The sequence below is a fragment of the Escherichia sp. MOD1-EC6162 genome (assembly GCF_002965125.1).
Taxonomy (GTDB): domain Bacteria; phylum Pseudomonadota; class Gammaproteobacteria; order Enterobacterales; family Enterobacteriaceae; genus Escherichia; species Escherichia marmotae.
The window spans coordinates 82,219-103,642 of sequence record NZ_PTSB01000002.1 but is presented as its reverse complement, the minus strand read 5'-3'; the positions used below and the strand labels follow the sequence as shown (position 1 = coordinate 103,642).

Annotated in this window: 22 protein-coding genes; 7 read left to right on the top strand and 15 right to left on the bottom strand. The window is 50.9% G+C overall.

Going from position 1 to position 21,424, the window contains the following annotated elements:
* Window positions 1-98: 98 nt before the first annotated feature.
* The 5 genes from anmK (at window position 99) to pdxY (ending at window position 4,673) form a co-directional block, all read left to right on the top strand.
* Window positions 99-1,220, top strand: coding sequence for an anhydro-N-acetylmuramic acid kinase (gene anmK / locus A9587_RS02490; RefSeq protein WP_105263203.1), 1,122 nt, complete (start codon window positions 99-101; stop codon window positions 1,218-1,220).
* Between the two features lie 84 nt (window positions 1,221-1,304).
* Window positions 1,305-1,634, top strand: a complete 330-nt coding sequence (gene mliC, locus A9587_RS02485; RefSeq protein WP_000480882.1) for a C-type lysozyme inhibitor — start codon at window positions 1,305-1,307, stop codon at window positions 1,632-1,634.
* Window positions 1,635-1,692: 58 nt separating this feature from the next.
* A complete protein-coding gene (gene pdxH, locus A9587_RS02480) occupies window positions 1,693-2,349 on the top strand; it encodes a pyridoxamine 5'-phosphate oxidase (RefSeq protein ID WP_016248676.1) in 657 nt (218 codons plus the stop codon).
* 128 nt (window positions 2,350-2,477) lie between these two features.
* On the top strand, window positions 2,478-3,752 hold the full coding sequence (gene tyrS / locus A9587_RS02475) for a tyrosine--tRNA ligase (RefSeq protein WP_001516333.1): 1,275 nt from the start codon (window positions 2,478-2,480) through the stop codon (window positions 3,750-3,752).
* 60 nt (window positions 3,753-3,812) lie between these two features.
* Window positions 3,813-4,673: a pyridoxal kinase PdxY gene (pdxY, locus tag A9587_RS02470; RefSeq protein ID WP_000789755.1), complete on the top strand. Its 861-nt coding sequence runs from the start codon at window positions 3,813-3,815 to the stop codon at window positions 4,671-4,673.
* A 43-nt stretch (window positions 4,674-4,716) separates the two neighbouring features.
* Here the strand turns inward: pdxY and gstA are convergent, their stop codons facing one another.
* The 12 genes from gstA to blr all read right to left on the bottom strand — a co-directional run bounded on the left by gstA (window position 4,717) and on the right by blr (window position 14,952).
* The gene (gstA, locus tag A9587_RS02465) at window positions 4,717-5,322 is read right to left on the bottom strand and encodes a glutathione transferase GstA (protein WP_000765734.1); all 606 of its coding nucleotides are present in this window, start codon (window positions 5,320-5,322) and stop codon (window positions 4,717-4,719) included.
* Between the two features lie 105 nt (window positions 5,323-5,427).
* Window positions 5,428-6,930, bottom strand: coding sequence for a dipeptide/tripeptide permease DtpA (gene dtpA / locus A9587_RS02460; RefSeq protein WP_000100948.1), 1,503 nt, complete (start codon window positions 6,928-6,930; stop codon window positions 5,428-5,430).
* Window positions 6,931-7,539: 609 nt separating this feature from the next.
* Complete coding sequence (gene nth, locus A9587_RS02450; RefSeq protein ID WP_001030339.1) at window positions 7,540-8,175, bottom strand: endonuclease III; 636 nt, start codon at window positions 8,173-8,175, stop codon at window positions 7,540-7,542.
* Window positions 8,175-8,870, bottom strand: coding sequence for an electron transport complex subunit RsxE (gene rsxE / locus A9587_RS02445; RefSeq protein WP_001289639.1), 696 nt, complete (start codon window positions 8,868-8,870; stop codon window positions 8,175-8,177). Before rsxE ends, nth begins: the two co-directional genes overlap by 1 nt.
* A 3-nt stretch (window positions 8,871-8,873) precedes the next feature.
* Entirely contained in the window at window positions 8,874-9,494 is a 621-nt protein-coding gene (gene rsxG / locus A9587_RS02440) for an electron transport complex subunit RsxG (protein WP_000920812.1), read from the bottom strand.
* Between the two features lie 3 nt (window positions 9,495-9,497).
* Complete coding sequence (gene rsxD, locus A9587_RS02435) at window positions 9,498-10,556, bottom strand: electron transport complex subunit RsxD (protein WP_001516335.1); 1,059 nt, start codon at window positions 10,554-10,556, stop codon at window positions 9,498-9,500.
* The gene (gene rsxC / locus A9587_RS02430) at window positions 10,557-12,587 is read right to left on the bottom strand and encodes an electron transport complex subunit RsxC (protein ID WP_105263202.1); all 2,031 of its coding nucleotides are present in this window, start codon (window positions 12,585-12,587) and stop codon (window positions 10,557-10,559) included.
* Complete coding sequence (rsxB, locus tag A9587_RS02425) at window positions 12,580-13,158, bottom strand: electron transport complex subunit RsxB (RefSeq protein ID WP_000991825.1); 579 nt, start codon at window positions 13,156-13,158, stop codon at window positions 12,580-12,582. The genes rsxC and rsxB overlap by 8 nt, the downstream gene beginning before the upstream one ends.
* Window positions 13,158-13,739: an electron transport complex subunit RsxA gene (rsxA, locus tag A9587_RS02420; RefSeq protein ID WP_000133193.1), complete on the bottom strand. Its 582-nt coding sequence runs from the start codon at window positions 13,737-13,739 to the stop codon at window positions 13,158-13,160. The genes rsxB and rsxA overlap by 1 nt, the downstream gene beginning before the upstream one ends.
* 76 nt (window positions 13,740-13,815) lie before the next feature.
* Window positions 13,816-14,256 carry a DUF2569 domain-containing protein gene (locus A9587_RS02415; protein ID WP_001516338.1) on the bottom strand — a complete coding sequence of 147 codons (441 nt, stop codon included), beginning with the start codon at window positions 14,254-14,256 and terminating at the stop codon, window positions 13,816-13,818.
* 86 nt (window positions 14,257-14,342) lie between these two features.
* Complete coding sequence (ydgT, locus tag A9587_RS02410; RefSeq protein ID WP_000126621.1) at window positions 14,343-14,558, bottom strand: transcription modulator YdgT; 216 nt, start codon at window positions 14,556-14,558, stop codon at window positions 14,343-14,345.
* A 268-nt stretch (window positions 14,559-14,826) separates the two neighbouring features.
* The gene (blr, locus tag A9587_RS02400) at window positions 14,827-14,952 is read right to left on the bottom strand and encodes a division septum protein Blr (protein ID WP_032141301.1); all 126 of its coding nucleotides are present in this window, start codon (window positions 14,950-14,952) and stop codon (window positions 14,827-14,829) included.
* Window positions 14,953-15,192: 240 nt separating this feature from the next.
* Between blr and A9587_RS02395 the strand changes: the two genes are divergently transcribed.
* On the top strand, window positions 15,193-16,233 hold the full coding sequence (locus A9587_RS02395) for an oxidoreductase (RefSeq protein WP_001282501.1): 1,041 nt from the start codon (window positions 15,193-15,195) through the stop codon (window positions 16,231-16,233).
* 96 nt (window positions 16,234-16,329) lie between these two features.
* Here A9587_RS02395 and add read toward each other — a convergent pair whose 3' ends face one another.
* The 3 genes from add to malX form a co-directional block, all read right to left on the bottom strand.
* Window positions 16,330-17,331: an adenosine deaminase gene (gene add, locus A9587_RS02390; protein ID WP_000567479.1), complete on the bottom strand. Its 1,002-nt coding sequence runs from the start codon at window positions 17,329-17,331 to the stop codon at window positions 16,330-16,332.
* 103 nt (window positions 17,332-17,434) lie between these two features.
* A complete protein-coding gene (locus A9587_RS02385; protein ID WP_001516339.1) occupies window positions 17,435-18,607 on the bottom strand; it encodes a MalY/PatB family protein in 1,173 nt (390 codons plus the stop codon).
* 9 nt (window positions 18,608-18,616) lie between these two features.
* Window positions 18,617-20,209, bottom strand: a complete 1,593-nt coding sequence (malX, locus tag A9587_RS02380; protein ID WP_105263201.1) for a PTS maltose transporter subunit IICB — start codon at window positions 20,207-20,209, stop codon at window positions 18,617-18,619.
* 174 nt (window positions 20,210-20,383) lie between these two features.
* On the opposite strand from malX, the gene malI reads away from it, so the two are divergent.
* Window positions 20,384-21,412, top strand: a complete 1,029-nt coding sequence (gene malI, locus A9587_RS02375; RefSeq protein WP_001516341.1) for a mal regulon transcriptional regulator MalI — start codon at window positions 20,384-20,386, stop codon at window positions 21,410-21,412.
* The last annotated feature ends 12 nt before the right edge of the window (window positions 21,413-21,424 follow it).

The following is a 21,424-nucleotide window of genomic DNA, read 5'->3' as shown; positions in this document are numbered from 1 at the left end:
TTTTCCTACCAACGGTAAAAATCGGCACTCATGCATGGAATTCGCGAGAGGTTTGTGTTTGAGTGGAGCGCAAACGTCAGGTTGAAAAAGGATGAACTATGAAATCAGGCCGCTTTATTGGCGTAATGTCAGGCACTAGTCTGGATGGTGTCGATGTTGTGCTGGCGACAATCGATGAACACAGGGTGGCGCAGTTGGCAAGTTTGAGTTGGCCGATCCCTCCATCACTTAAACAAGCGGTGCTGGATATTTGCCAGGGACAGCAGCTTACACTTTCGCAGTTTGGTCAACTGGATACTCAACTTGGTCGCCTGTTTGCCGATGCCGTTAACGCATTGCTCAAAGAAGAAAATTTGCAGCCGAAAGATATCGTTGCTATTGGTTGTCACGGTCAGACTGTATGGCACGAACCCACGGGCGTCGCGCCGCATTCTCTACAGATTGGGGATAACAACCAAATTGTGGCGCGCACTGGAATTACTGTCGTCGGGGATTTTCGCCGTCGCGATATCGCCCTGGGTGGGCAGGGCGCACCGCTGGTGCCAGCGTTTCATCATGCATTGCTGGCTCATCCTACTGAGCGGCGTATGGTGCTCAACATTGGTGGTATTGCCAATTTGTCACTGCTCATTCCTGGGCAACCGGTGGGTGGCTACGATACCGGACCGGGTAACATGCTGATGGATGCGTGGATCTGGCGTCAGGCGGGTAAACCTTACGATAAAGACGCTGAGTGGGCACGCGCGGGCAAGGTCATTCTCCCTCTGCTGCAAAATATGCTTAGTGATGCGTATTTTTCCCAGCCTGCGCCAAAAAGCACCGGGCGTGAATACTTTAACTACGGTTGGCTGGAGCGTCACCTGCGTCAATTCCCGGGCGTTGATGCGCGCGATGTCCAGGCGACGCTGGTGGAACTGACAGCAGTGACCATTTCTGAACAGGTGTTATTGAGTGGTGGTTGTGATCGTTTGATGGTATGTGGTGGCGGAAGCCGTAATCCATTAGTGATGACGCGACTTGCTGCCTTGCTGCCAGGAACGGAAGTGACCACCACTGATGCTGTCGGCATTAGCGGTGATGACATGGAAGCATTGGCCTTCGCCTGGCTTGCCTGGCGGACGCTGGCGGGGCTGCCTGGCAATCTGCCCTCGGTCACTGGCGCAAGCGAGGCGACGGTATTGGGCGCAATTTTTCCCGCAAACCCGCGATATCAGAGTTAACTGAATTTTTCCTACTGCTTCTGCCGTTACACTTGGATGTTGAGGAGAGCGTTTTGCTCTCCGGACCAGGAAAGTCTTCGGGATATGTTTATGAAAAAACTGTTACTGATCTGTTTACCGGTGCTTCTCACCGGCTGTAGCGCGTTCAATCAACTGGTTGAGCGCATGCAAACCGATACGCTGGAATACCAGTGTGATGAAAAACCGTTGACGGTAAAACTGAATAATCCACGTCAGGAAGTCAGTTTTGTCTACGACAATCAATTACTGCACCTTAAACAGGGCATTTCAGCATCAGGCGCGCGTTATACCGACGGTATCTACGTTTTCTGGTCGAAAGGCAATGAGGCGACGGTCTATAAGCGTGACCGCATTGTCTTGAATAACTGTCAGTTACAAAATCCACAGCGTTGAGATTTTTCCAGGGGCGGCGCACAATAGCGTCACCCACTGACAATCCGTAAAGAAAACCATGTCTGATAACGACGAATTGCAGCAAATCGCGCATCTGCGGCGTGAATACACCAAAGGCGGTTTACGCCGCCGCGATCTTCCCGCCGATCCATTAACCCTTTTCGAACGCTGGCTCTCCCAGGCGTGTGAAGCTAAGTTGGCTGATCCTACAGCGATGGTCGTCGCGACCGTTGATGAACATGGTCAGCCTTATCAGCGCATCGTTTTACTCAAACATTACGACGAAAAAGGTATGGTGTTTTACACTAACCTTGGCAGTCGCAAAGCGCATCAAATCGAACAAAATCCGCGCGTTAGCCTGCTTTTCCCCTGGCATACTCTTGAGCGCCAGGTGATGGTTATCGGTAAAGCGGAACGTCTTTCGCCTCTCGAAGTGATGAAATATTTTCATAGCCGTCCCCGTGACAGCCAGATTGGCGCGTGGGTATCGAAGCAGTCCAGCCGTATTTCCGCGCGCGGGATCCTTGAGAGTAAATTCCTTGAGCTGAAGCAGAAGTTTCAGCAGGGCGAAGTCCCTTTACCGAGTTTCTGGGGCGGTTTCCGCGTCAGTCTTGAGCAGGTTGAGTTCTGGCAGGGTGGTGAGCATCGTCTGCATGACCGCTTTTTGTACCAGCGTGAAAATGAGGCGTGGAAAATCGATCGTCTCGCACCCTGAAAAGATGCAAAAATCTTGCTTTAATCGCTGGCACTCCTGATTCCGGCACTTTATTCTATGTCTCTTTCGCATCTGGCGAAAAGTCGTGTACCGGCAAAGGTGCAGTCGTTATATACATGGAGATTTTGATGGCAAGCAGTAACTTGATTAAACAATTGCAAGAGCGGGGGCTGGTGGCCCAGGTGACGGACGAAGAAGCGTTAGCAGAGCGACTGGCGCAAGGCCCGATCGCGCTCTATTGCGGCTTCGATCCTACCGCTGACAGCTTGCATTTGGGGCATCTTGTTCCATTGTTATGCCTGAAACGCTTCCAGCAAGCGGGCCACAAGCCGGTTGCGCTGGTAGGCGGCGCGACGGGTCTGATTGGCGACCCGAGCTTCAAAGCTGCCGAGCGTAAGCTGAACACCGAAGAAACTGTTCAGGAGTGGGTGGACAAAATCCGCAAGCAGGTTGCCCCGTTCCTCGATTTCGACTGTGGAGAAAATTCTGCTATCGCCGCGAACAACTATGACTGGTTCGGCAATATGAACGTGCTGACCTTCCTGCGCGATATCGGTAAGCACTTCTCCGTTAACCAGATGATCAACAAAGAAGCGGTTAAGCAGCGTCTCAACCGTGAAGATCAAGGTATTTCGTTCACCGAGTTTTCTTATAACCTGTTGCAGGGCTATGACTTCGCCTGCCTGAATAAACAGTATGGTGTGACGTTGCAGATTGGCGGTTCTGACCAGTGGGGGAACATCACCTCTGGTATCGATCTGACTCGCCGTCTGCATCAGAATCAGGTGTTTGGCCTGACTGTTCCTTTGATCACCAAGGCTGACGGCACTAAGTTTGGTAAAACTGAAGGCGGAGCCGTATGGCTGGATCCGAAGAAAACCAGTCCGTACAAGTTCTACCAGTTCTGGATCAATACCGCTGATGCCGACGTTTACCGCTTCCTGAAGTTCTTCACCTTCATGAGCATTGAAGAGATCAATGCCCTCGAAGAGGAAGATAAGAACAGTGGTAAAGCACCACGCGCCCAGTATGTACTGGCGGAGCAGGTGACGCGTCTGGTTCACGGTGAAGAGGGTTTGCAAGCCGCGAAACGTATTACCGAATGCCTGTTCAGCGGTTCTTTGAGTGCGCTTAGTGAAGCGGACTTCGAACAGCTAGCGCAGGACGGCGTACCGATGGTTGAGATGGAAAAAGGCGCTGATCTGATGCAGGCACTGGTCGATTCTGAGCTTCAACCGTCCCGTGGTCAGGCGCGTAAAACTATCGCGTCCAATGCCATCACCATTAACGGTGAAAAACAGTCCGATCCTGAATACTTCTTTAAAGAAGAAGATCGTCTGTTTGGTCGTTATACCTTACTGCGTCGTGGCAAAAAGAATTACTGTCTGATTTGCTGGAAATAATGCACTAAGTGGAAAAGGGGAGTGAGAAATCACTCCCCTGGTTTTTATACAGGGAACACGATGAAAAATATTCTCGCTATCCAGTCTCACGTTGTCTATGGTCATGCGGGTAACAGTGCGGCAGAGTTTCCGATGCGCCGCCTGGGCGCGAATGTCTGGCCGTTGAATACCGTTCAATTTTCTAATCACACCCAATACGGCAAATGGACTGGCTGCGTAATGCCGCCCAGCCATTTAACCGAAATTGTTCAGGGCATTGCCGCCATCGATAAATTACATACCTGTGATGCTGTACTCAGTGGTTATCTGGGGTCGGCGGAACAGGGGGAACATATCCTCGGTATTGTCCGTCAGGTGAAAGCGGCGAATCCACAGGCGAAATATTTTTGCGATCCGGTAATGGGGCATCCTGAAAAAGGTTGCATCGTCGCGCCGGGTGTGGCGGAGTTTCATGTGCGTCACGGTCTGCCTGCCAGCGATATCATCGCGCCGAATCTGGTGGAGCTGGAAATCCTCTGTGAGCATCCGGTACATACCGTCGAAGAAGCCGTTAAAGCTGCGCGCGAACTCATTACGCAAGGGCCACAAATTGTGTTGGTTAAACACCTGGCGCGTGCGGGTTACAGCCGCGATCGTTTTGAAATGCTGCTGGTTACTGCCGATGAAGCCTGGCATATCAGCCGTCCGCTGGTAGATTTTGGTATGCGTCAGCCGGTCGGTGTTGGTGATGTGACGAGCGGTTTACTGTTGGTGAAACTGTTGCAGGGCGCAACGTTGCAACAGGCGCTGGAACATGTGACTGCCGCAGTATACGAAATTATGGTGACCACCAAAGCAATGCAGGAATATGAGCTGCAGGTGGTTGCAGCACAAGATCGTATAGCCAAACCGGAACATTATTTCAGCGCAACGAAACTCTGAAATACCTCTTTTCGGCCCACAGTTTCCTGTGGGCCGATGACTATTACTGCAATCCTTCCGCCGTCAACGCAGCTTTCACCGCCGGACGTTCAGCCATACGTTGCATAAATGCCGCAATGTGCTCTAAACCCTCCAGATTCAGTTTCACCGCGTATGCCCAGCGCAGAACCGTAAACAGGTAGGCATCAGCAATAGTAAAACGTTGCCCACAGATCCAGTGCTCATCTTTCAGCGCGTCGTTAACATACTGCAGTTTTTTCTCCAGTTGTGCGCGCGCAATCGGTTTGAACTCTTCTGGTGTAGCCGGGTGAAACAGCGGGGTAAAGCCTTTATGTAGTTCGGTGGCAATATAGTTCAGCCATTCGATGGTTTTATAGCGCGAAATACTATTTACCGGAGCTAGTAATTGACGGTCGGGTACGCTATCGGCAAGGTATTGCATAATCGCCACGCCTTCTGTCAGTAGCGTGGCATCATCGAGCAGTAACGCAGGAACCTGTCCCTTAGGGTTAATGGCAAAGTAATCATCACCATTTTCGAGGCGTTTTTTCATCAAATCCACACTGACGAGCGTAAAATCCTTTCCGCTCTCACGCAGGGTGATATGGGAAGCAAGAGAGCAGGCGCCCGGTTTATAGAACAGTTTCATCGGTAACTCCTTTTGGCTGTGGTTTAAAGAATGGTAGTGCGTTGTTGAATAAAAAAAAAGCCGCTAACGAAAAGTTAGCGGCTTGTAAAAGAGTTTCCCTGAAATTTATGCTACGGCAGCTTTCGCTGCTTTGTCTGCAGCATCGTCCTGAGTCATGCGATGCAGTTTCGGTGCGGTCAGCAGCATCAGCACTGCGATAACGGCAGTGGCGACACCAATCTGCAAGAACACGCGGCCATACACATCCAGCGACATCAGCGGATCGGTTACGTTATCCGGAACAGCCATCATGCCCGCAACATAACCACCAATCAGGTTTGCACCGGCAGTGGTCAGGAACCAGCTACCCATAATGAAGCCCATCAGACGCTGAGGAACGAGCTGAGCAACCATTGCCAGACCCAGACCGGAGATCATCAGTTCACCGATACTCTGCAGGCCATAGCTTGCTACCAGCCAGCCTACAGAAACGATACCGGCGTCAGAAGCAAATTTCGCGCCCACTGGCAGGATCAGGAATGCGCCAGAACACATCACCATACCGATTGCAAATTTGGTCGGCATCGGCAGAGTGTCGCCCATCTTGTTATAGATAGCGGCCAGAATCGGGCTACCAATGATGATCCAGAATGGGTTCAGCGCCTGATACTGTTCAGGTTCAACCGCCATCCCCAGAATGGAGTGTTCAACGTTACGAATCGCAAAGAAGTTCAGCGACGTCGGCATCTGGCTGTACAGCACGAAGAAGATGATTGCTTCAAGCATCAGAATGAAGGCAACGATCATTTTACGACGCGCAGCACCTTTCATGGCGAACGCTTCTTTACCGAAGATAACAACGATACCGAAGGCAACAACGCCCAGCGCCATACGCGCAACTTCCTGGTTGTGCAGCAGCCAGGTTGCAACCGCGATCAGTGCCACAACGCCAATAATGGTCAGCAGCAGATTACGGTAGTTGACTGGTTCAAAGTCAGGTTTCGAACCGTACTGTTTAACCCAGCGCTGGCAGAAGGCAAAGTTAACAATGGTGATCAACAGACCGACTACGCTAAGCGCAAACGCGACGCTCCAGCCGTATTTAACCGCCAGCCACGGGGTTGCAATCATAGAGAAGAAAGAACCGATGTTGACGGACATGTAGTACATGGTAAATGCACCGTCCAGACGCGGGTCGTTTTTCTCATAGCAAGTCGAGAGCAGCGAAGACGGGTTGGCTTTAAACAGGCCGTTACCGACAGCAATTGCCGCCATACCCATATAGACGATACCTGCGTCGTGACCAGACCACGCAACCAGCGCATAGCCAATCGCCAGCACGATAGCGCCAAGCATAATGACGCGTTTAGTACCCAGTACCTTGTCACCTAACCAGCCGCCGATAGCGACCAGACCATAAACCAGGGCACTAAAGGAAGAGAAAAGTGTGATTGAATCCGCTTCAGACATACCCAGTTGTTTAACCAGGTAGACAGCCATAATTCCTTGTAGGCCGTAATAACCAAAACGTTCCCATAACTCAATCGAGAAGATGAGATAGAACGCCTTCGGTTGTTTGAAAGCGTTCAAACTAACGCTTTCTGTTGGTTTTTGGTTTGCAGTGGACACTTTTACCTCTTTTTTTACATCCCATATTAACGGGGGTGCATTCTCGCGTGATGTCTAAAAAACATACGCGCAATTGTTATAGTGGGAGGGGAAACGGCAGGTAATGTTCACTATCTTGCACTTTCAGACAAGTCCTTTGTAATAATCTGTTACATATAACTGGCCTGGAGAATTCATCGGTTTTGGGAAATGTTATCCAGCGTTAAATTTTTCAAAAAACGTAACGGCAGATTTTTTCACTACTGGAGCCGGGTAATAATTCCTCTTTGGCGATATGTTCTGCTATAAGGTGTTTCATGTAGTGGGATAGTCCATTATCTGAAAAATAGCCAGTGTAATGTTTTGTAGGTTTCAGGTCGGATTGAATCAATGCTTTGTCAAATTTAACTTTTGAGGTGCATTATTTTTACATTTGTGTATCAGTGTGATTTCGATCACAAATGAATAGAAAATTTCGCTATTAAAAAAACAATTAACCTGCATTTTTGGTTATTCACAAACGGATTGCCTAATGATGCCGCAGCGAGGCGGCATCATTAACGTTAGAAAGTTGTTTTTGAAGAGGATGAGTAGCGGTAATGGATGAAGAAACGGCAGTACCTGTTTGTGTCAGATGTCAACTTTCTCTTTGTATTCACAAAGATCTTCAATAATGCAGGAGCCACAGCGCGGTTTGCGGGCAATGCAGGTATAACGCCCGTGAAGGATTAACCAGTGATGGCAGTCGACTTTAAATTCTGCAGGAACTACTTTTAGCAGTTTTTCCTCAACTTGTTCGACGTTTTTCCCGGGAGCAAATTGGGTGCGGTTGCAGACACGGAAAATGTGGGTATCTACAGCAATGGTCGGCCAGCCGAAAGCGGTATTCAACACCACGTTAGCTGTTTTGCGTCCAACGCCGGGCAATGCTTCCAGCGCAGCGCGATCTTCCGGAACTTCGCCATTATGCTGCTCCAGTAAGATACGGCAGGTCTTGATGATATTTTCCGCTTTGCTGTTATATAACCCAATGGTTTTGATATACGTTTTCACGCCTTCAACACCCAGTTCGAGCATCGCGGCAGGCGTATTGGCTACCGGGTAGAGCTTCGCTGTTGCTTTATTAACGCTGACATCAGTGGCCTGGGCAGAAAGTAGTACAGCAATCAGCAATTCAAAAGGCGAACTGAAATTAAGCTCGGTTGTGGGATGAGGATTGTTCTCACGCAGGCGGGTGAGGATCTCCAGTCGTTTTGCTTTGTTCATCAGACATTCCCTGTTTCACCGTTTTGCAACTCGCGTTCAGCGGCTGCTTCAGTGCGGCGCTTTTTCATTTTTTCATCAATCAGGTATTTTCCTGCCAGCATCAGTCCCAGGCCAATAAATGCCCCTGGTGGTAACATTGCGAGCAGGAAAGGGGAATCAGTGTGGAAGATCTCCACGCGCAATACTTTTGCCCAGTTACCCAACAGCGCATCGGCACCGTCAAATAACGTTCCGTTGCCGATAATTTCGCGCAGTGAACCCAGCACGAACATTGCGCAGGTTGCACCCATGCCAATCGAAAAGCCGTCCAGCGCCGAAAGCGCCGGACCTTTTTTTGCAGCGAAGGCTTCAGCGCGACCAACAACGATACAGTTAGTGACAATCAGCGGAATAAAAATTCCTAACGATTGATACAGACCAAAGGCGTAGGCGTTGATCAGCATTTGTACGGCACTGACCACCGAGGCGATGATCATCACGTAAATAGGAATACGGATCTCGGCTGGCGTCCAGTGACGCAGCGTCGAGATAGTCAGGTTGGTGAGAGTCAACACCAGCGTAGTCGCAAGCCCTAAACCCAGTGCGTTGGTGGCAGTTGACGTGACTGCCAGCAGCGGGCAGAGACCGAGCAACTGAACCAGTGCGGAGTTGTTCTTCCATAACCCCTGAACAATAACGTCTTTAATTTCGCTCACGGTCTATTCTCCACAGGCAGGAAGTTGAGAAAGTTGTTCTGGTAACGTTTGGGCGTACAACCCGGCGCGTTTTACCGCATTCACCACCGCGCGAGGCGTAATGGTCGCGCCGGTGAACTGGTCGAAATCACCGCCATCTTTCTTTACCGCCCAGTGAGCGTCATTTGCGGTGCTGATTTTTTTACCCGCAAAATGAGTGATCCAGTCAGAGAGGCGCAGTTCGATTTTATCGCCAAGCCCTGGCGTTTCGTGATGTTCTGTCACGCGTGTGCCAAGTACAGTGCCGTTAAAATCGGCTCCGACCAGTAGCTGAATCGCGCCTGAATAGCCATCCGGCGCAGTCGCTTCCAGAACGGCAGCTACCGGCTGGCCATCCTGTTTAGCGATGTAAACCCGATGTTCACCTTTACCCAGCTCAGGCGCATTCACTAAATAGCAACTTTGTGCCAGCTCATTGTTATAGCGTTCGGCTGGCAACACCTGATCAAATAACGTCTTTTGTTGCAGGCTGGCCTGTTCAGCAATCGTCGTTTTGGTCATCTGGTTGATGGCCGCCGTTAAACCTGTTGAACCGGCGGCAAACAGTGCCAGCGTAATACCGTGTTTTCGGATAGTTTTCAGCATGGTTTATCCTTTGCGATGGCCGTAAACGCGCGGACGCGTATAGTAATCGATCAGAGGAACCGTGATGTTCGCCAGCAGGACAGCAAAAGCCACGCCGTCAGGATAGCCGCCGAAACTGCGGATCAACCAGACTAATAAGCCCGCCAGTGCGCCAAAAATCAGACGACCACGATTAGTCGTAGAAGCGGTCACCGGATCGGTCAGAATAAAGAATGCGCCAAGCATGGTCGCGCCAGACAGCAGATGAATTTGCGGTGATGCCAGCGTCTCCGGTGAGAACAACCAGCCCAGCGTTGCGCATAGCGCCAGCGTCACTAAGAAGCTGACGGGAATATGCCAGCGAATCGCTTTCTGCCATAGCAACCACACGCCGCCAACCAGCCAGGCGAGGTTTACCCATTGCCAGCCAGCGCCTGCCAGAATACCGCTGTAGATCGGATACTGCATAATTTGCTCAACCGAATGACCGGCGCGGACAGAGGTTTTGAACGTATCCAGCGGCGTCGCCTGGCTGATACCATCAATGCCTAAGCGTAGCGTGTTCATATCACCGCCGCTGACGGTATGGCCGCTGAAGATAACCTGCACAGCGTCGATAAATCCAGGGATGTTGACCGCAATCTCATGCGGCGGCAACCAACTGGTCATCTGTACCGGGAAGGAGATCAGTAATACTACATAACCAATCATTGCCGGGTTGAATGGGTTTTGCCCCAGACCGCCATACAACTGTTTAGCGATGATCACCGCAAACACCGTACCCAGCACGACCATCCACCACGGCGCGAGAGGTGGAATACTTACCGCCAACAATAAGCCTGTTAGTAATGCTGAGTTATCTTTTAACGTTGCGGCTACTGACTGCTTGCGCAGCTTAAGCACAAGCGCTTCGGCTAACAATGCACTGACCGATGCCAGCAGGATCTGAACGAGAGTGCCCCAGCCAAAAAACCACAGTTGTGCCGCGATTCCAGGCACGGCTGCGAGCAGTACCAGCAGCATAATGCGCGATGTCTGGCGCTGGTTATGGGTATATGGGGAGCTAGCTATTCTGAATACCATTTAGTCCTCGTTTACAACCTTTTGCTGGGCGGCTTTTTTTGCCTGAACGCGGGCAATAGCCGCGGCAACTGCCGCTTTGCGCGGATCAACCTGTTCTTCTGACTCGGCGTTAGCCTGCTGTTGTTCCAGTTTACGCGCTTTGGCGCGGGCAATAGCGGCCTCGACGGCAGCCTTGCGCGGATCAACCTGTTCTTCCGGCTCGGCGTTAGTCTGCTGCTGTTCCAGTTTTCGTGCTTTGGCACGGGCAATAGCGGCCTCGACGGCAGCTTTACGCGGATCAACCTGTTCTTCTGACTCGGCGTTAGCCTGCTGCTGTTCCAGTTTGCGTGCTTTGGCGCGGGCAATAGCGGCCTCGACGGCAGCCTTGCGCGGATCAGCAACGGTTGTTGCGTCGTTGATCTGTTGTAATTCTGCCTGCTTCGCTCTGGCTTGCGCTTTACGCGCTTCCCGTGCTGCAATAATTGCGCTGTTATCCGGACGTTCGCCAGCTTTGATCACAATAGGCTGCGTGGCCTGGGCCTGCTTCTCTTTCACACGTGCCAGTGCGGCAGCAATCGCGTCTTTGTCTTTGGCTGCAGGTTGTACCGCCGCGCTCTTATGTCGTTCAAGACGCGCGGCTTTTTCGCGCTCCAGACGTGCCTGACGGGCTTCAAAACGCGCTTTTGCTTCTGCGGCGCGTTTCTCTTCCTGACGAATGGCGGCAATTTCTGCTTTTTCCTGACGGAAATATTGCACCAGTGGAATGTTGCTCGGGCAAACCCAGGCGCAGGCCCCACATTCAATACAGTCGGCAATGTTGTGCGCGGTGGCTTTATCGTGCTGCTGACCTTTGCTGAACCAGTACAACTGTTGCGGCAGAAGATCGGCAGGGCAGGCATCAGCACAGGCGCTACAGCGGATGCAGCTTTGTTCTTCCTGCGGTTCACCGAGTTCACTGGCCGACGGTGCCAGCAGGCAGTTAGTGATTTTGACGACCGGCACATCCAGCCACGGCAATGTAAAGCCCATTAGCGGGCCGCCCATAATCACCATTTGATCAGCAGAAGGACGGAATCCGGCATCATCCAATAAATGACGCACAGGTGTACCCAGTCGCGCCCAGACGTTACCCGGACGTGCAATGGCTTCACCAGTCAGCGTCACCACGCGCTCGGTAATGGGCTCGCCATCGATAACAGCGCGTTTCACCGCGTAAGCGGTGCCGACGTTTTGCATTAACACACCGATATCTGATGAACGGCCGCCGTGTGGCACCTGCTTCCCGGTCAGGATGTACGTTAACTGTTTGGCACCGCCGGAAGGATATTTAGTTGGAATAACCCGTAGAGCGATATCGCGGGAGTCTGCCAGCACTGCGCGCAGCATGGAAATCGCCTGTGGTTTGTTATCTTCAATACCGATAAGAATTTCGCGCGGTTGTAGGATATGCGCAAGAATGCGAATGCCTTCCACCACCTGAGCGGCGCAATCCTGCATCAGACGGTCATCGGCGGTAATATACGGTTCGCACTCGGCAGCATTGATAATCAAGGTTTCGATTTTATCGCCGCCACCCTGCAATTTAACACCCGTAGGGAAGCCCGCCCCCCCCAGCCCGGCGACGCCAAACTGATGAATACGTTCAATTAACTCTTCCCGGCTACGTGAGCGGTAATCGCTCCAGCCATCACGTGGGATCCAGCAGTCTTCACCATCAGCATCAATAATCACGCTTAATTCAGCTAATGCTGAAGGATGAGCCGTAGAGTGGGGGGCAATAGCTGTAACGGTGCCGGAGGTTGGTGCGTGAACCGGCAGCATTTTGCCGCGACCGCGAGTGAGTGGCTGACCGCGCAGCACTTTATCCCCGACGCTAACACACAGCTCACCTTCAGCGCCAATATGTTGCTTCAGCGGAATGACAAATCGCTGCGCCAGTGGCACCTGGCGTAGAGGCGTACCGTTGGACTGGGTTTTCATTTCCGGTGGATGAATACCGCCGTTGAAGTCCCAGATTTTATTTTTTTTGAAAGCAGAAAATAACTTAAACATGGTGTTCCACGGGAATGATGCGCACGGGAATGGTGTTCAGATCCCATTTCCAGGAGTCAGGCGTTTCTGCGACCGGTTGTAAGGAGATGCAGTGTGTAGGGCATGGGTCAACGCAAAGATTGCAGCCCGTGCACAGATCGCTCATCACTGTATGCATTGCGCGGGTAGCGCCAACAATGGCGTCTACCGGACACGCCTGAATGCACTTAGTGCAGCCAATACAGTTATTTTCATCAATAACTGCCACCATGCGCGCAGGCGTCAACTCTTGCGCTTCGCCATCCAGCGGCTGTGGCTCGACATTAAGCAACTCGGCAATTTTCAACATCACAGCTTCGCCACCAGGTGCGCAGCGGTTGATTTTTTCGCCATTACAACTGATGGCTTCCGCATACGGACGACAGCCTGGATAACCGCACTGACCACACTGGCTTTGCGGTAAAATTTCGTCAATTTTCTCAACGACCGGATCGTCTTCCACCGCAAAACGGCGGGAGGCATAACCCAGAATGGCGCCAAACACCAGGCCCAGCAGGCTCACGGCGGCAACGGCAATCCAGATAGCATTCATTACAACTTCACCAAACCACTAAAGCCCATAAAGGCCAGAGACATAAGACCCGCAGTAATCAGCGCAATGGCATTACCACGAAAAGGGGCCGGAACATCGGCCACAGCAAGACGTTCGCGAATGGCGGCAAAAAGCACCATCACCAGCGAGAAGCCGACAGCAGCAGAAAAACCGTACAGCGCCGACTGCAAGAAATTGTGCCCGAGGTTGATATTCAGCAACGCTACGCCGAGCACCGCACAGTTGGTGGTGATAAGCGGCAGAAAAATCCCGAGTAGTCGATAAAGTACCGGGCTGGTTTTACGCACCACCATCTCGGTGAACTGCACGACTACGGCAATCACCAGAATAAACGCCAGGGTGCGCAGATAAATCAGATTGAGTGGGATTAAAATCCACGTGTCGATAAGCCAGGCGCAAATAGACGCCAGCGTCATCACAAATGTTGTTGCCAGCCCCATGCCCATCGCGGTTTCCAGCTTTTTGGAAACCCCCATAAACGGACAGAGACCCAGAAACTTGACCAGTACAAAGTTATTGACCAGTACAGTTCCGACAAACAGTAACAGGTAGTCAGTCATTTTTCGGCCTGAAATAAAAAAGCCGCCTATTATCCGTTAATCCAGAGCAGGCGACAACAGGTTAACTGTAAGGTTATTACGGATTCACAAACGTCGCTTTCACCCGCGACGAGCGTTTGAAATAGGGGACGATCAATGCAGTTGCCAACAAAGTAAACAGCAACTGGCGAACGGCTACACCATCTTCAACCGGAGAAAACGCGAAGGCTTTAACTGCCAGTAATACGGAAATCAGTAGCCAGATAATATAATGTTTAGGAACACAACGCCGACGTTTAAAGAAAGCGATGGTTAACCACAGTGTGTAATACCACATAGCGATGGCGGTAATAAACGAAACGCCCCATGAGATTTGCGTTGTCAGGGATTGTTCGCTGAGCGTTTTAAATGTTTGAGGAGAAGATAACGCTGCGGAGTACAGCAACAGCGCCAGCGTCGTACTCAGTAAGGCAACTAACAGCCAGGCTAACGGGCCAAGCAACCAGCCTCCAATACGTTGTGGCGTTGTGGTGGTCATAAGTTCTCCAGAATAGCGACAGCAAACGGGCAAATCTAATTTTAGGGGCGTCATTATAAAGCTTTTATAACCGATCGCTACTTTCTTTATTGAACGTAGTGCCAGACCGATTTCGGAACCTGCCCGAGGTCAAACAAACGCCCGCCAGAAACCAGCTCTGCTCGGCGGTGATCGGCTGCACGATACATATTTATAATATCCTGATCGTCCGTCAGGGTGTAATTAAGATGATCGTAGAGTTTTTCCAGGCTTTCGAGTGAATTGATTTTACGAAATTTTAATAAGTATTCCTGAGCTGTCATAAAAGATCCATTAAATAACTAATACCAAAGTGGTAGGCATTATATGTAATGATAAAATCTCACCATAGGTGAACGTTAAAGCAATAATAAGAATGTGCTGATGGCAAATAATTCTGGGATGAAATACTGCTAATAAAAGAGTAACGCGCTTTACTATCCCTGACAATCGTCAACAACACCGTGCAAAATAATAAATTCTTGGTTTAAATACCCGACAAGTCAAAACATGCACCCGGACGGGCTGCATGTTGCCCTGCAAACGCAGAGATTACTTGTGTTGTACCGGGGTACTCTGTTCAGGCGGCTGGTAGTTGTCAATGTGACTCGCCACGCCAAGAAGAATGACTGAAACGATAAGAACGATCCAACCTGTTAATTCAATAAGACGATTCATTACTGCCCACATCTATGTTGATTGATCCATTAACTAAGGCCGTAAATGTTACTTAGCAATAATTGCTCCAGCAAGATTTTTACTGATGTTTTTGCGATATTTATCTTTTGCCTTCAGAAAATTCGCTCTTTTTTTGACTTAAGTTAAATAACCCCCCGTATTGCAGGCAGGTTATTAAACTGTTGAGAGAGGGTAAAGGATAGTGTCAAATAGCATCATACTTCAATGAGAGGCAATGACATGAGCGACAACATCCGTGTTGGGTTGATTGGGTACGGTTATGCGAGCAAAACCTTCCATGCTCCCCTGATTGCGGGCACGCCCGGGCTGGAGCTGGCGGTGATCTCCAGCAGTGACGAAACAAAAGTGAAGGCTGATTGGCCAACAGTTACGGTTGTCTCTGAACCGAAGCATCTCTTTAATGATCCTAATATTGACCTGATTGTCATTCCTACGCCCAACGATACCCATTTTCCGTTAGCAAAAGCGGCACTGGAAGCGGGTAAACATGTGGTTGTTGATAAGCCTTTCACCGTGACACTGTCACAAGCACGGGAGCTGGATGCTCTGGCAAAGAGTCTTGGGCGCGTGTTGTCAGTGTTTCATAACCGTCGCTGGGATAGCGATTTCCTGACGCTAAAAGGTTTGCTCGCGGAAGGCTTGCTGGGGGAAGTGGCTTACTTTGAGTCTCATTTCGACCGCTTCCGTCCACAGGTGCGCGATCGCTGGCGTGAACAGGGCGGCCCCGGTAGCGGTATCTGGTACGATTTAGCGCCGCATTTGCTCGATCAGGCTATTACGCTGTTTGGCTTACCCGTCAGCATGACCGTAGATTTAGCACAGTTACGCCCGGGAGCGCAGTCGACAGATTATTTCCACGCCATTTTGTCCTACCCACAGCGGCGGGTCATTTTACACGGCACTATGTTGGCGGCAGCAGAGTCGGCACGCTATATCGTTCATGGTTCTCGCGGCAGCTACGTTAAGTATGGACTCGATCCACAGGAAGAGCGGCTGAAAAATGGCGAACGTTTGCCGCAGGAAGATTGGGGCTATGATATGCGTGACGGCGTACTTACCCGTGTTGAAGGTGAGGAACGCGTCGAAGAAACACTGCTGACGGTGCCGGGAAATTATCCGGCTTACTACGCTGCTATTCGTGATGCGTTGAATGGTGACGGAGAAAATCCGGTGCCGGCAAGTCAGGCGATTCAGGTGATGGAACTCATTGAACTTGGTATCGAATCCGCCAAACATCGCGCGACGCTGTGCCTGGCGTGATAATCGATTTTTGGAGCCGGATAAAGCGACTACACTGCATCCGGCGATGAATTCAAATGCCTGATACGACGCTTACGCGCCTTATCAGGCATGTTCTTACTTCGCAGTCACTTTTTCTCTCAGAGCACGTTTCTCATCGGCGCTCAAAAACGCCATTTCCAGACCGTTAATCTGCGCCTGGCGAATTTGCTCGCGAGATAAACCCGCAGCGGGTGCGGCGACGGTATATTCGTGAATGATATCTACGCCCTGAACCCCCGGATCATCAGTGTTAATGCTGGCGCAAATACCATGCTCAAGGAACGTTTTCAGTGGATGTGCCACCAGAGAGGCTACGGTACTGGTCTGAATGTTTGAGGTCAGACAGGATTCAATACCAATTTGCTGTTCGGCAAGAAAATCCATCAGCGCCCGATCTTCAATGGCTTTTACGCCATGTCCAATACGTTCCGCCCCCAGTTCACGAATAGCCTGCCAGATGCTTTCCGAGCCAGCAGCTTCACCTGCATGAACAGTAATATGCCAACCCGCATCACGTGCGCGATTGAAGTGAGAAAGGAACAGACTCCCCGGGAAACCAAGTTCATCACCGGCTAAATCCAGCGCGGTAATCTGGTCACGGTGGGCTAAAAATGCCTCCAGTTCTTGCTGGCAGGCGGCTTCGCCAAAGGTTCGACTCATAATGCCGATAAGATTCGCCTGCACACCAAAAGTGCGGCAACCTTCACGCACGCCATCAATGACGGCTTCGACCACGCCCGCAACAGGCAACTGATGCGTCATCGCCATGTAGCCTGGCGAAAAACGTAGTTCGACATAGTGCAGGCCGTTTCGAGCGGCATCTTCAATATTTTCAAATGCCACGCGACGGCAGGCATCAAGAGAAGCGAGAACTTTAACGCCCCAGTCAAGTTTGCTCAGGAAGCTGACCAGATCGGGTTCGTTGGCGATGACCTGAACGTGGGGGATCAGCGTTTCCAGCGATTGTGCAGGAAGTGAAATATTATACTGGCGGCCAAGTTCAAGGATGGTCTGGGGACGAATGTTGCCATCAAGGTGGCGATGGATATCAGTTAATGGCAGGGTGGTATCAATCATGGTCGCACTCTTTTTCTGGATATAAAAGTGCGCACCATTATAAAAACAAAGCAGGGTAAAAATCTACGATTGCGCAACGATTATTTGCGTTGCGCAATCGCAATCAACGTACAGTGCGGATGGCGTTAATTAATCCGGCGACACCTTTTTCCAGTTTCGAACGAGGGCATCCGGCATTGAGACGAACAAAGCCACGGCCTTCTTCGCCGTAGGTATATCCCGGCATGATCGCCACTTTTTCTTGCTCAATCAGGACTTTTTGCAGTGCATTGTCATCAATGTTCAGAGGCCGTAAATCAAGCCAGGCGAGATAAGTGGATTGTGGGGGCTGCCAGTTGAGTTCCGGGAACGCGGCGTTCATTGTATTGGCGATATACCTCAGATTGTCTTTCAGATAGACACGTAAGGCATCCAGCCACGCTGCGCCTTGCTGATAGGCGGCGATATGTGCTGTTAATGCCAGTACAGAAGGGGAGGAAAGCCCATCACGACCTTTCAGTGCTGATAAATACGTCTCGCGGCTCTCGCTGTTTTCAATGATACCGTAAGCTCCGGTCAGGGCAGGAATATTGAAACTTTTCGAACCAGAAGTCAGCAGCGCCCAGTCTCCGCGCGCCACGTTGCTCCAGGGAATATGTGGTTGCTCATCCCATACCATATCCATATGGATTTCATCGGAGATAACGCGTACACCATAGCGTTCGCAAAGGTCTGCCATTATCTCCAGTTCATCGCAAGTCCAGACTTTACCCGTGGGGTTCTGCGGGCTACACAGGAGCATAATTTTACATTCTGGTTTCGCCAGTACAGCTTCCAGTTTTGCCATATTGCAAAACCAACCGTCCTCCCGCTTCTCTAAAGCAACGGGCATCACGGTGCGCTGATTACCTTCAATGGCTTTGTAAAATGCGTCGTAAGCGGGGGTATGGATCATCACGCCTTCACCGACGGCAGACCACTGGCGAATCAATTCCGACACCATATAGATAACAGAAGGGCCATAAACCACCGACTGCGTATCAATGGCGGTGTTATGTTGGGTGGAAAACCAGTGGGCAATTGCCGCGAGAAACTCATCGTTTTTCCAGCGGCTGTAGCCAAACACACCGTGCATCAGGCGCTGATTCAGTGCCTCGATAATGCAGGGTGCGGTGGCAAAATCCATGTCTGAAATCGTGAACGGCAGCAGATCCGCAGAGCCGAAACGGTCAGCGACATAGTCCCATTGTGTACACCATGTTCCATGACGATCCACGACCTTTGAAAAATCGAACATATTTTATCCTTATGCCTGAACAGTGCGCATCAAACCGGCCATTTCATCTTTTACCGATTGAACTTGCGGCCCAATAACAACCTGCAGGTTATGTTGATTCAATTGAACTACGCCAATTGCCCGATTGTCCTTCAGCGCCTGCACATTCACAAGCGACATATCTTTCACAGACAAACGCAGGCGAGTAATACAGTTATCAAGGCTGACAATATTGTCGGCACCACCCAGGGCTTCGAGGATTGCCGGAACGTTGTAACCTGATTTACCCGGCGTACCGACAACGGCTTTTTCGATTGAGCTGGCGATTTCACTGTCGCGCCCCGGTGTTTTCAGATTGAAGCGGGTGATAGCGAAACGGAAGATGACGTAATAAACAACAAACCAAATTGCCGCCACCACTGGCACCATGTACCACTTAGTCGACAGACCATGCAAAATACCGAATACCACAAAGTCGATGATATTACCGTCGGTATTACCGATGGTGACACCGAGAACGGACATGACAGTGAAGCCGAGGCCGGTTAACAGTGCGTGGATGACATACAGGACTGGCGCAACGAACAGGAACAGGAACTCCAGCGGTTCTGTGGTGCCGCCAACGACACAGGCGATCAGGCCAGAAATCAGCAGGCCTTTAATTTTATGGCGATTTTCCGGGCGTGCGCAGTGATACATGGCTAATGCCGCACCAGGCAGGCCGCCGAGGAAGGCAGGCATTTTTCCCTGGGAGAGGAAACGCGTAGCGCTTTCAGAGAAACCGTGTGTGGTCGGGCAGCTTAATTGCGCCTGGAAGATAGTCAGCGCGCCGCTTACGGTTTGACCGCAGACTTCCTGCGTGCCGCCCGCATCAGTAAAGCGAATTAATGCCACCAGAATGTGATGCAGACCAAACGGCAACAGCAGACGTTCGCCAGTACCAAACAGCATCGGTCCGAAATCGCCTGCGCTATTGATCATATGACCTAATCCACTAATGCCCATAGCAAATATCGGCCAGACTAACGGAATTACCAGACCGACAAGTCCCATCACCAGTGAGGAGATAATGGGCACGAAGCGGGTGCCGCCGAAGAACGCCAGCGCATCTGGCAGGCGGATATTATGGAAACGCTCATGCAGCATCCAGACAATGATACCGGCGATCACTGCACCGAGGATCCCGGTGTCGATCGACTGGATCCCAAGAATACTCTGGATATTATTGGCTTTCAGAACGGTTGCATCGGTGGTTGGTAGAATGCCTTTATTGGTCAACCAGAAGTTAACCGCAAGGTTCATGACCGCGTAACCGACAAAACCCGCGAATGCTGCAACACCTTTGTTTTCACGCGCCAGCCCGAGTGGGATTGCAATACAGAACATCACTGGCAGAAAGCTAAAAGCAAACGAGCCAACCTTACTCATCCAGGTAAAGATGGCCTGCAACACGGGGTTACCCAATGCCGGGATTAGGGTGATGACATCGTGGCTGCTAAGGGAACTGCCAATTCCGAGCATAATGCCGCAGAACGACAATAACGCCACGGGTAACATAAAGGTTTTGCCTAACTGCTGGAAGAATTCCCACAGCGTGACTTTCGGTGCTGCTTTCGCCGTCATAAAACGACTCCTTGTTGAGAACAGTCTGGATTCAATAAATTGCGCGAGAAGATAAAACGTTTTATCAAATTTTAGTGAGGCATAAATCACATTACGCAACGATAATAGCGGGTATAAGATAAATTAAAGGTAAAACGTTTTATCTGTCACATAATCAGGGAGTAGGTCATCTGCATGGCTACCGCCAAAAAAATCACTATTCATGATGTTGCGCTGGCTGCGGGCGTGTCAGTCAGTACCGTTTCGCTGGTGCTTAGTGGCAAAGGGCGAATATCTGCCGCCACGGGAGAACGGGTTAACGCGGCCATTGAAGAGTTAGGCTTTGTGCGAAATCGCCAGGCATCTGCGCTGCGCGGCGGGCAGAGTGGCGTAATTGGCTTAATTGTGCGCGACTTATCTTCGCCGTTTTACGCTGAATTAACGGCCGGGCTGACAGAGGCACTGGAAGCACAGGGGCGGATGGTTTTTTTGCTCCACGGCGGTAAAGATGGCGAGCAACTGGCCCAGCGATTTTCACTGCTACTGAATCAGGGTGTCGATGGTGTGGTGATTGCCGGTGCGGCAGGAAGCAGTGATGACCTGCGGCGCATGGCAGAAGAAAAAGACATCCCGGTGATTTTTGCATCCCGTGCCAGCTATCTTGAAGATGTGGATACTGTTCGCCCGGATAACATGCAGGCAGCGCAGTTATTGACGGAACACCTTATTCGCAATGGGCATCAGCGTATCGCCTGGCTGGGAGGGCAAAGTTCCTCTTTAACCCGCGCGGAACGAGTGGGTGGATATTGCGCAACACTATTAAAATTTGGTCTGCCGTTTCACAGCGATTGGGTACTGGAATGTTCTTCCAGCCAGAAGCTGGCTGCGGAAGCTATAACGGCGCTTTTGCGCCATAACCCGACCATCAGCGCGGTGGTGTGCTACAACGAAACCATTGCGATGGGCGCGTGGTTTGGTTTACTGAAAGCAGGGCGGCAAAGCGGCGAAAGCGGGGTCGATCGTTATTTTGAGCAACAGGTTTCATTAGCGGCATTTACTGATGTAACGCAAACTGCTCTTGATGATTTTCCGATTGTCTGGGCCTGCACACCTGCGCGGGAACTGGGCTTTACGCTTGCCGATCGCATGATGCAAAAAATCAGTCACGAAGAGAATCACTCTCGAAATCTGATTATCCCCGCGCGGCTCATTACGGCGAAATAATCTCTCTTTATC

Excerpts from the sequence above, each read along its gene's own strand:
- A9587_RS02415 (WP_001516338.1), bottom strand. The coding sequence starts at position 14,256 with ATGACCACCACAACGCCACAACGTATTGGAGGCTGGTTGCTTGGCCCG.
- pdxH (WP_016248676.1), top strand. The coding sequence starts at position 1,693 with ATGTCTGATAACGACGAATTGCAGCAAATCGCGCATCTGCGGCGTGAA.
- tyrS (WP_001516333.1), top strand. The coding sequence starts at position 2,478 with ATGGCAAGCAGTAACTTGATTAAACAATTGCAAGAGCGGGGGCTGGTG.
- anmK (WP_105263203.1), top strand. The coding sequence starts at position 99 with ATGAAATCAGGCCGCTTTATTGGCGTAATGTCAGGCACTAGTCTGGAT.
- rsxB (WP_000991825.1), bottom strand. The coding sequence starts at position 13,158 with ATGAATGCTATCTGGATTGCCGTTGCCGCCGTGAGCCTGCTGGGCCTG.
- ydgT (WP_000126621.1), bottom strand. The coding sequence starts at position 14,558 with ATGACAGCTCAGGAATACTTATTAAAATTTCGTAAAATCAATTCACTC.
- rsxA (WP_000133193.1), bottom strand. The coding sequence starts at position 13,739 with ATGACTGACTACCTGTTACTGTTTGTCGGAACTGTACTGGTCAATAAC.
- nth (WP_001030339.1), bottom strand. The coding sequence starts at position 8,175 with ATGAACAAAGCAAAACGACTGGAGATCCTCACCCGCCTGCGTGAGAAC.
- add (WP_000567479.1), bottom strand. The coding sequence starts at position 17,331 with ATGATTGATACCACCCTGCCATTAACTGATATCCATCGCCACCTTGAT.
- rsxG (WP_000920812.1), bottom strand. The coding sequence starts at position 9,494 with ATGCTGAAAACTATCCGAAAACACGGTATTACGCTGGCACTGTTTGCC.
- gstA (WP_000765734.1), bottom strand. The coding sequence starts at position 5,322 with ATGAAACTGTTCTATAAACCGGGCGCCTGCTCTCTTGCTTCCCATATC.
- blr (WP_032141301.1), bottom strand. The coding sequence starts at position 14,952 with ATGAATCGTCTTATTGAATTAACAGGTTGGATCGTTCTTATCGTTTCA.
- A9587_RS02395 (WP_001282501.1), top strand. The coding sequence starts at position 15,193 with ATGAGCGACAACATCCGTGTTGGGTTGATTGGGTACGGTTATGCGAGC.
- rsxC (WP_105263202.1), bottom strand. The coding sequence starts at position 12,587 with ATGTTTAAGTTATTTTCTGCTTTCAAAAAAAATAAAATCTGGGACTTC.
- malI (WP_001516341.1), top strand. The coding sequence starts at position 20,384 with ATGGCTACCGCCAAAAAAATCACTATTCATGATGTTGCGCTGGCTGCG.
- mliC (WP_000480882.1), top strand. The coding sequence starts at position 1,305 with ATGTTTATGAAAAAACTGTTACTGATCTGTTTACCGGTGCTTCTCACC.
- pdxY (WP_000789755.1), top strand. The coding sequence starts at position 3,813 with ATGAAAAATATTCTCGCTATCCAGTCTCACGTTGTCTATGGTCATGCG.
- malX (WP_105263201.1), bottom strand. The coding sequence starts at position 20,209 with ATGACGGCGAAAGCAGCACCGAAAGTCACGCTGTGGGAATTCTTCCAG.
- rsxD (WP_001516335.1), bottom strand. The coding sequence starts at position 10,556 with ATGGTATTCAGAATAGCTAGCTCCCCATATACCCATAACCAGCGCCAG.
- A9587_RS02385 (WP_001516339.1), bottom strand. The coding sequence starts at position 18,607 with ATGTTCGATTTTTCAAAGGTCGTGGATCGTCATGGAACATGGTGTACA.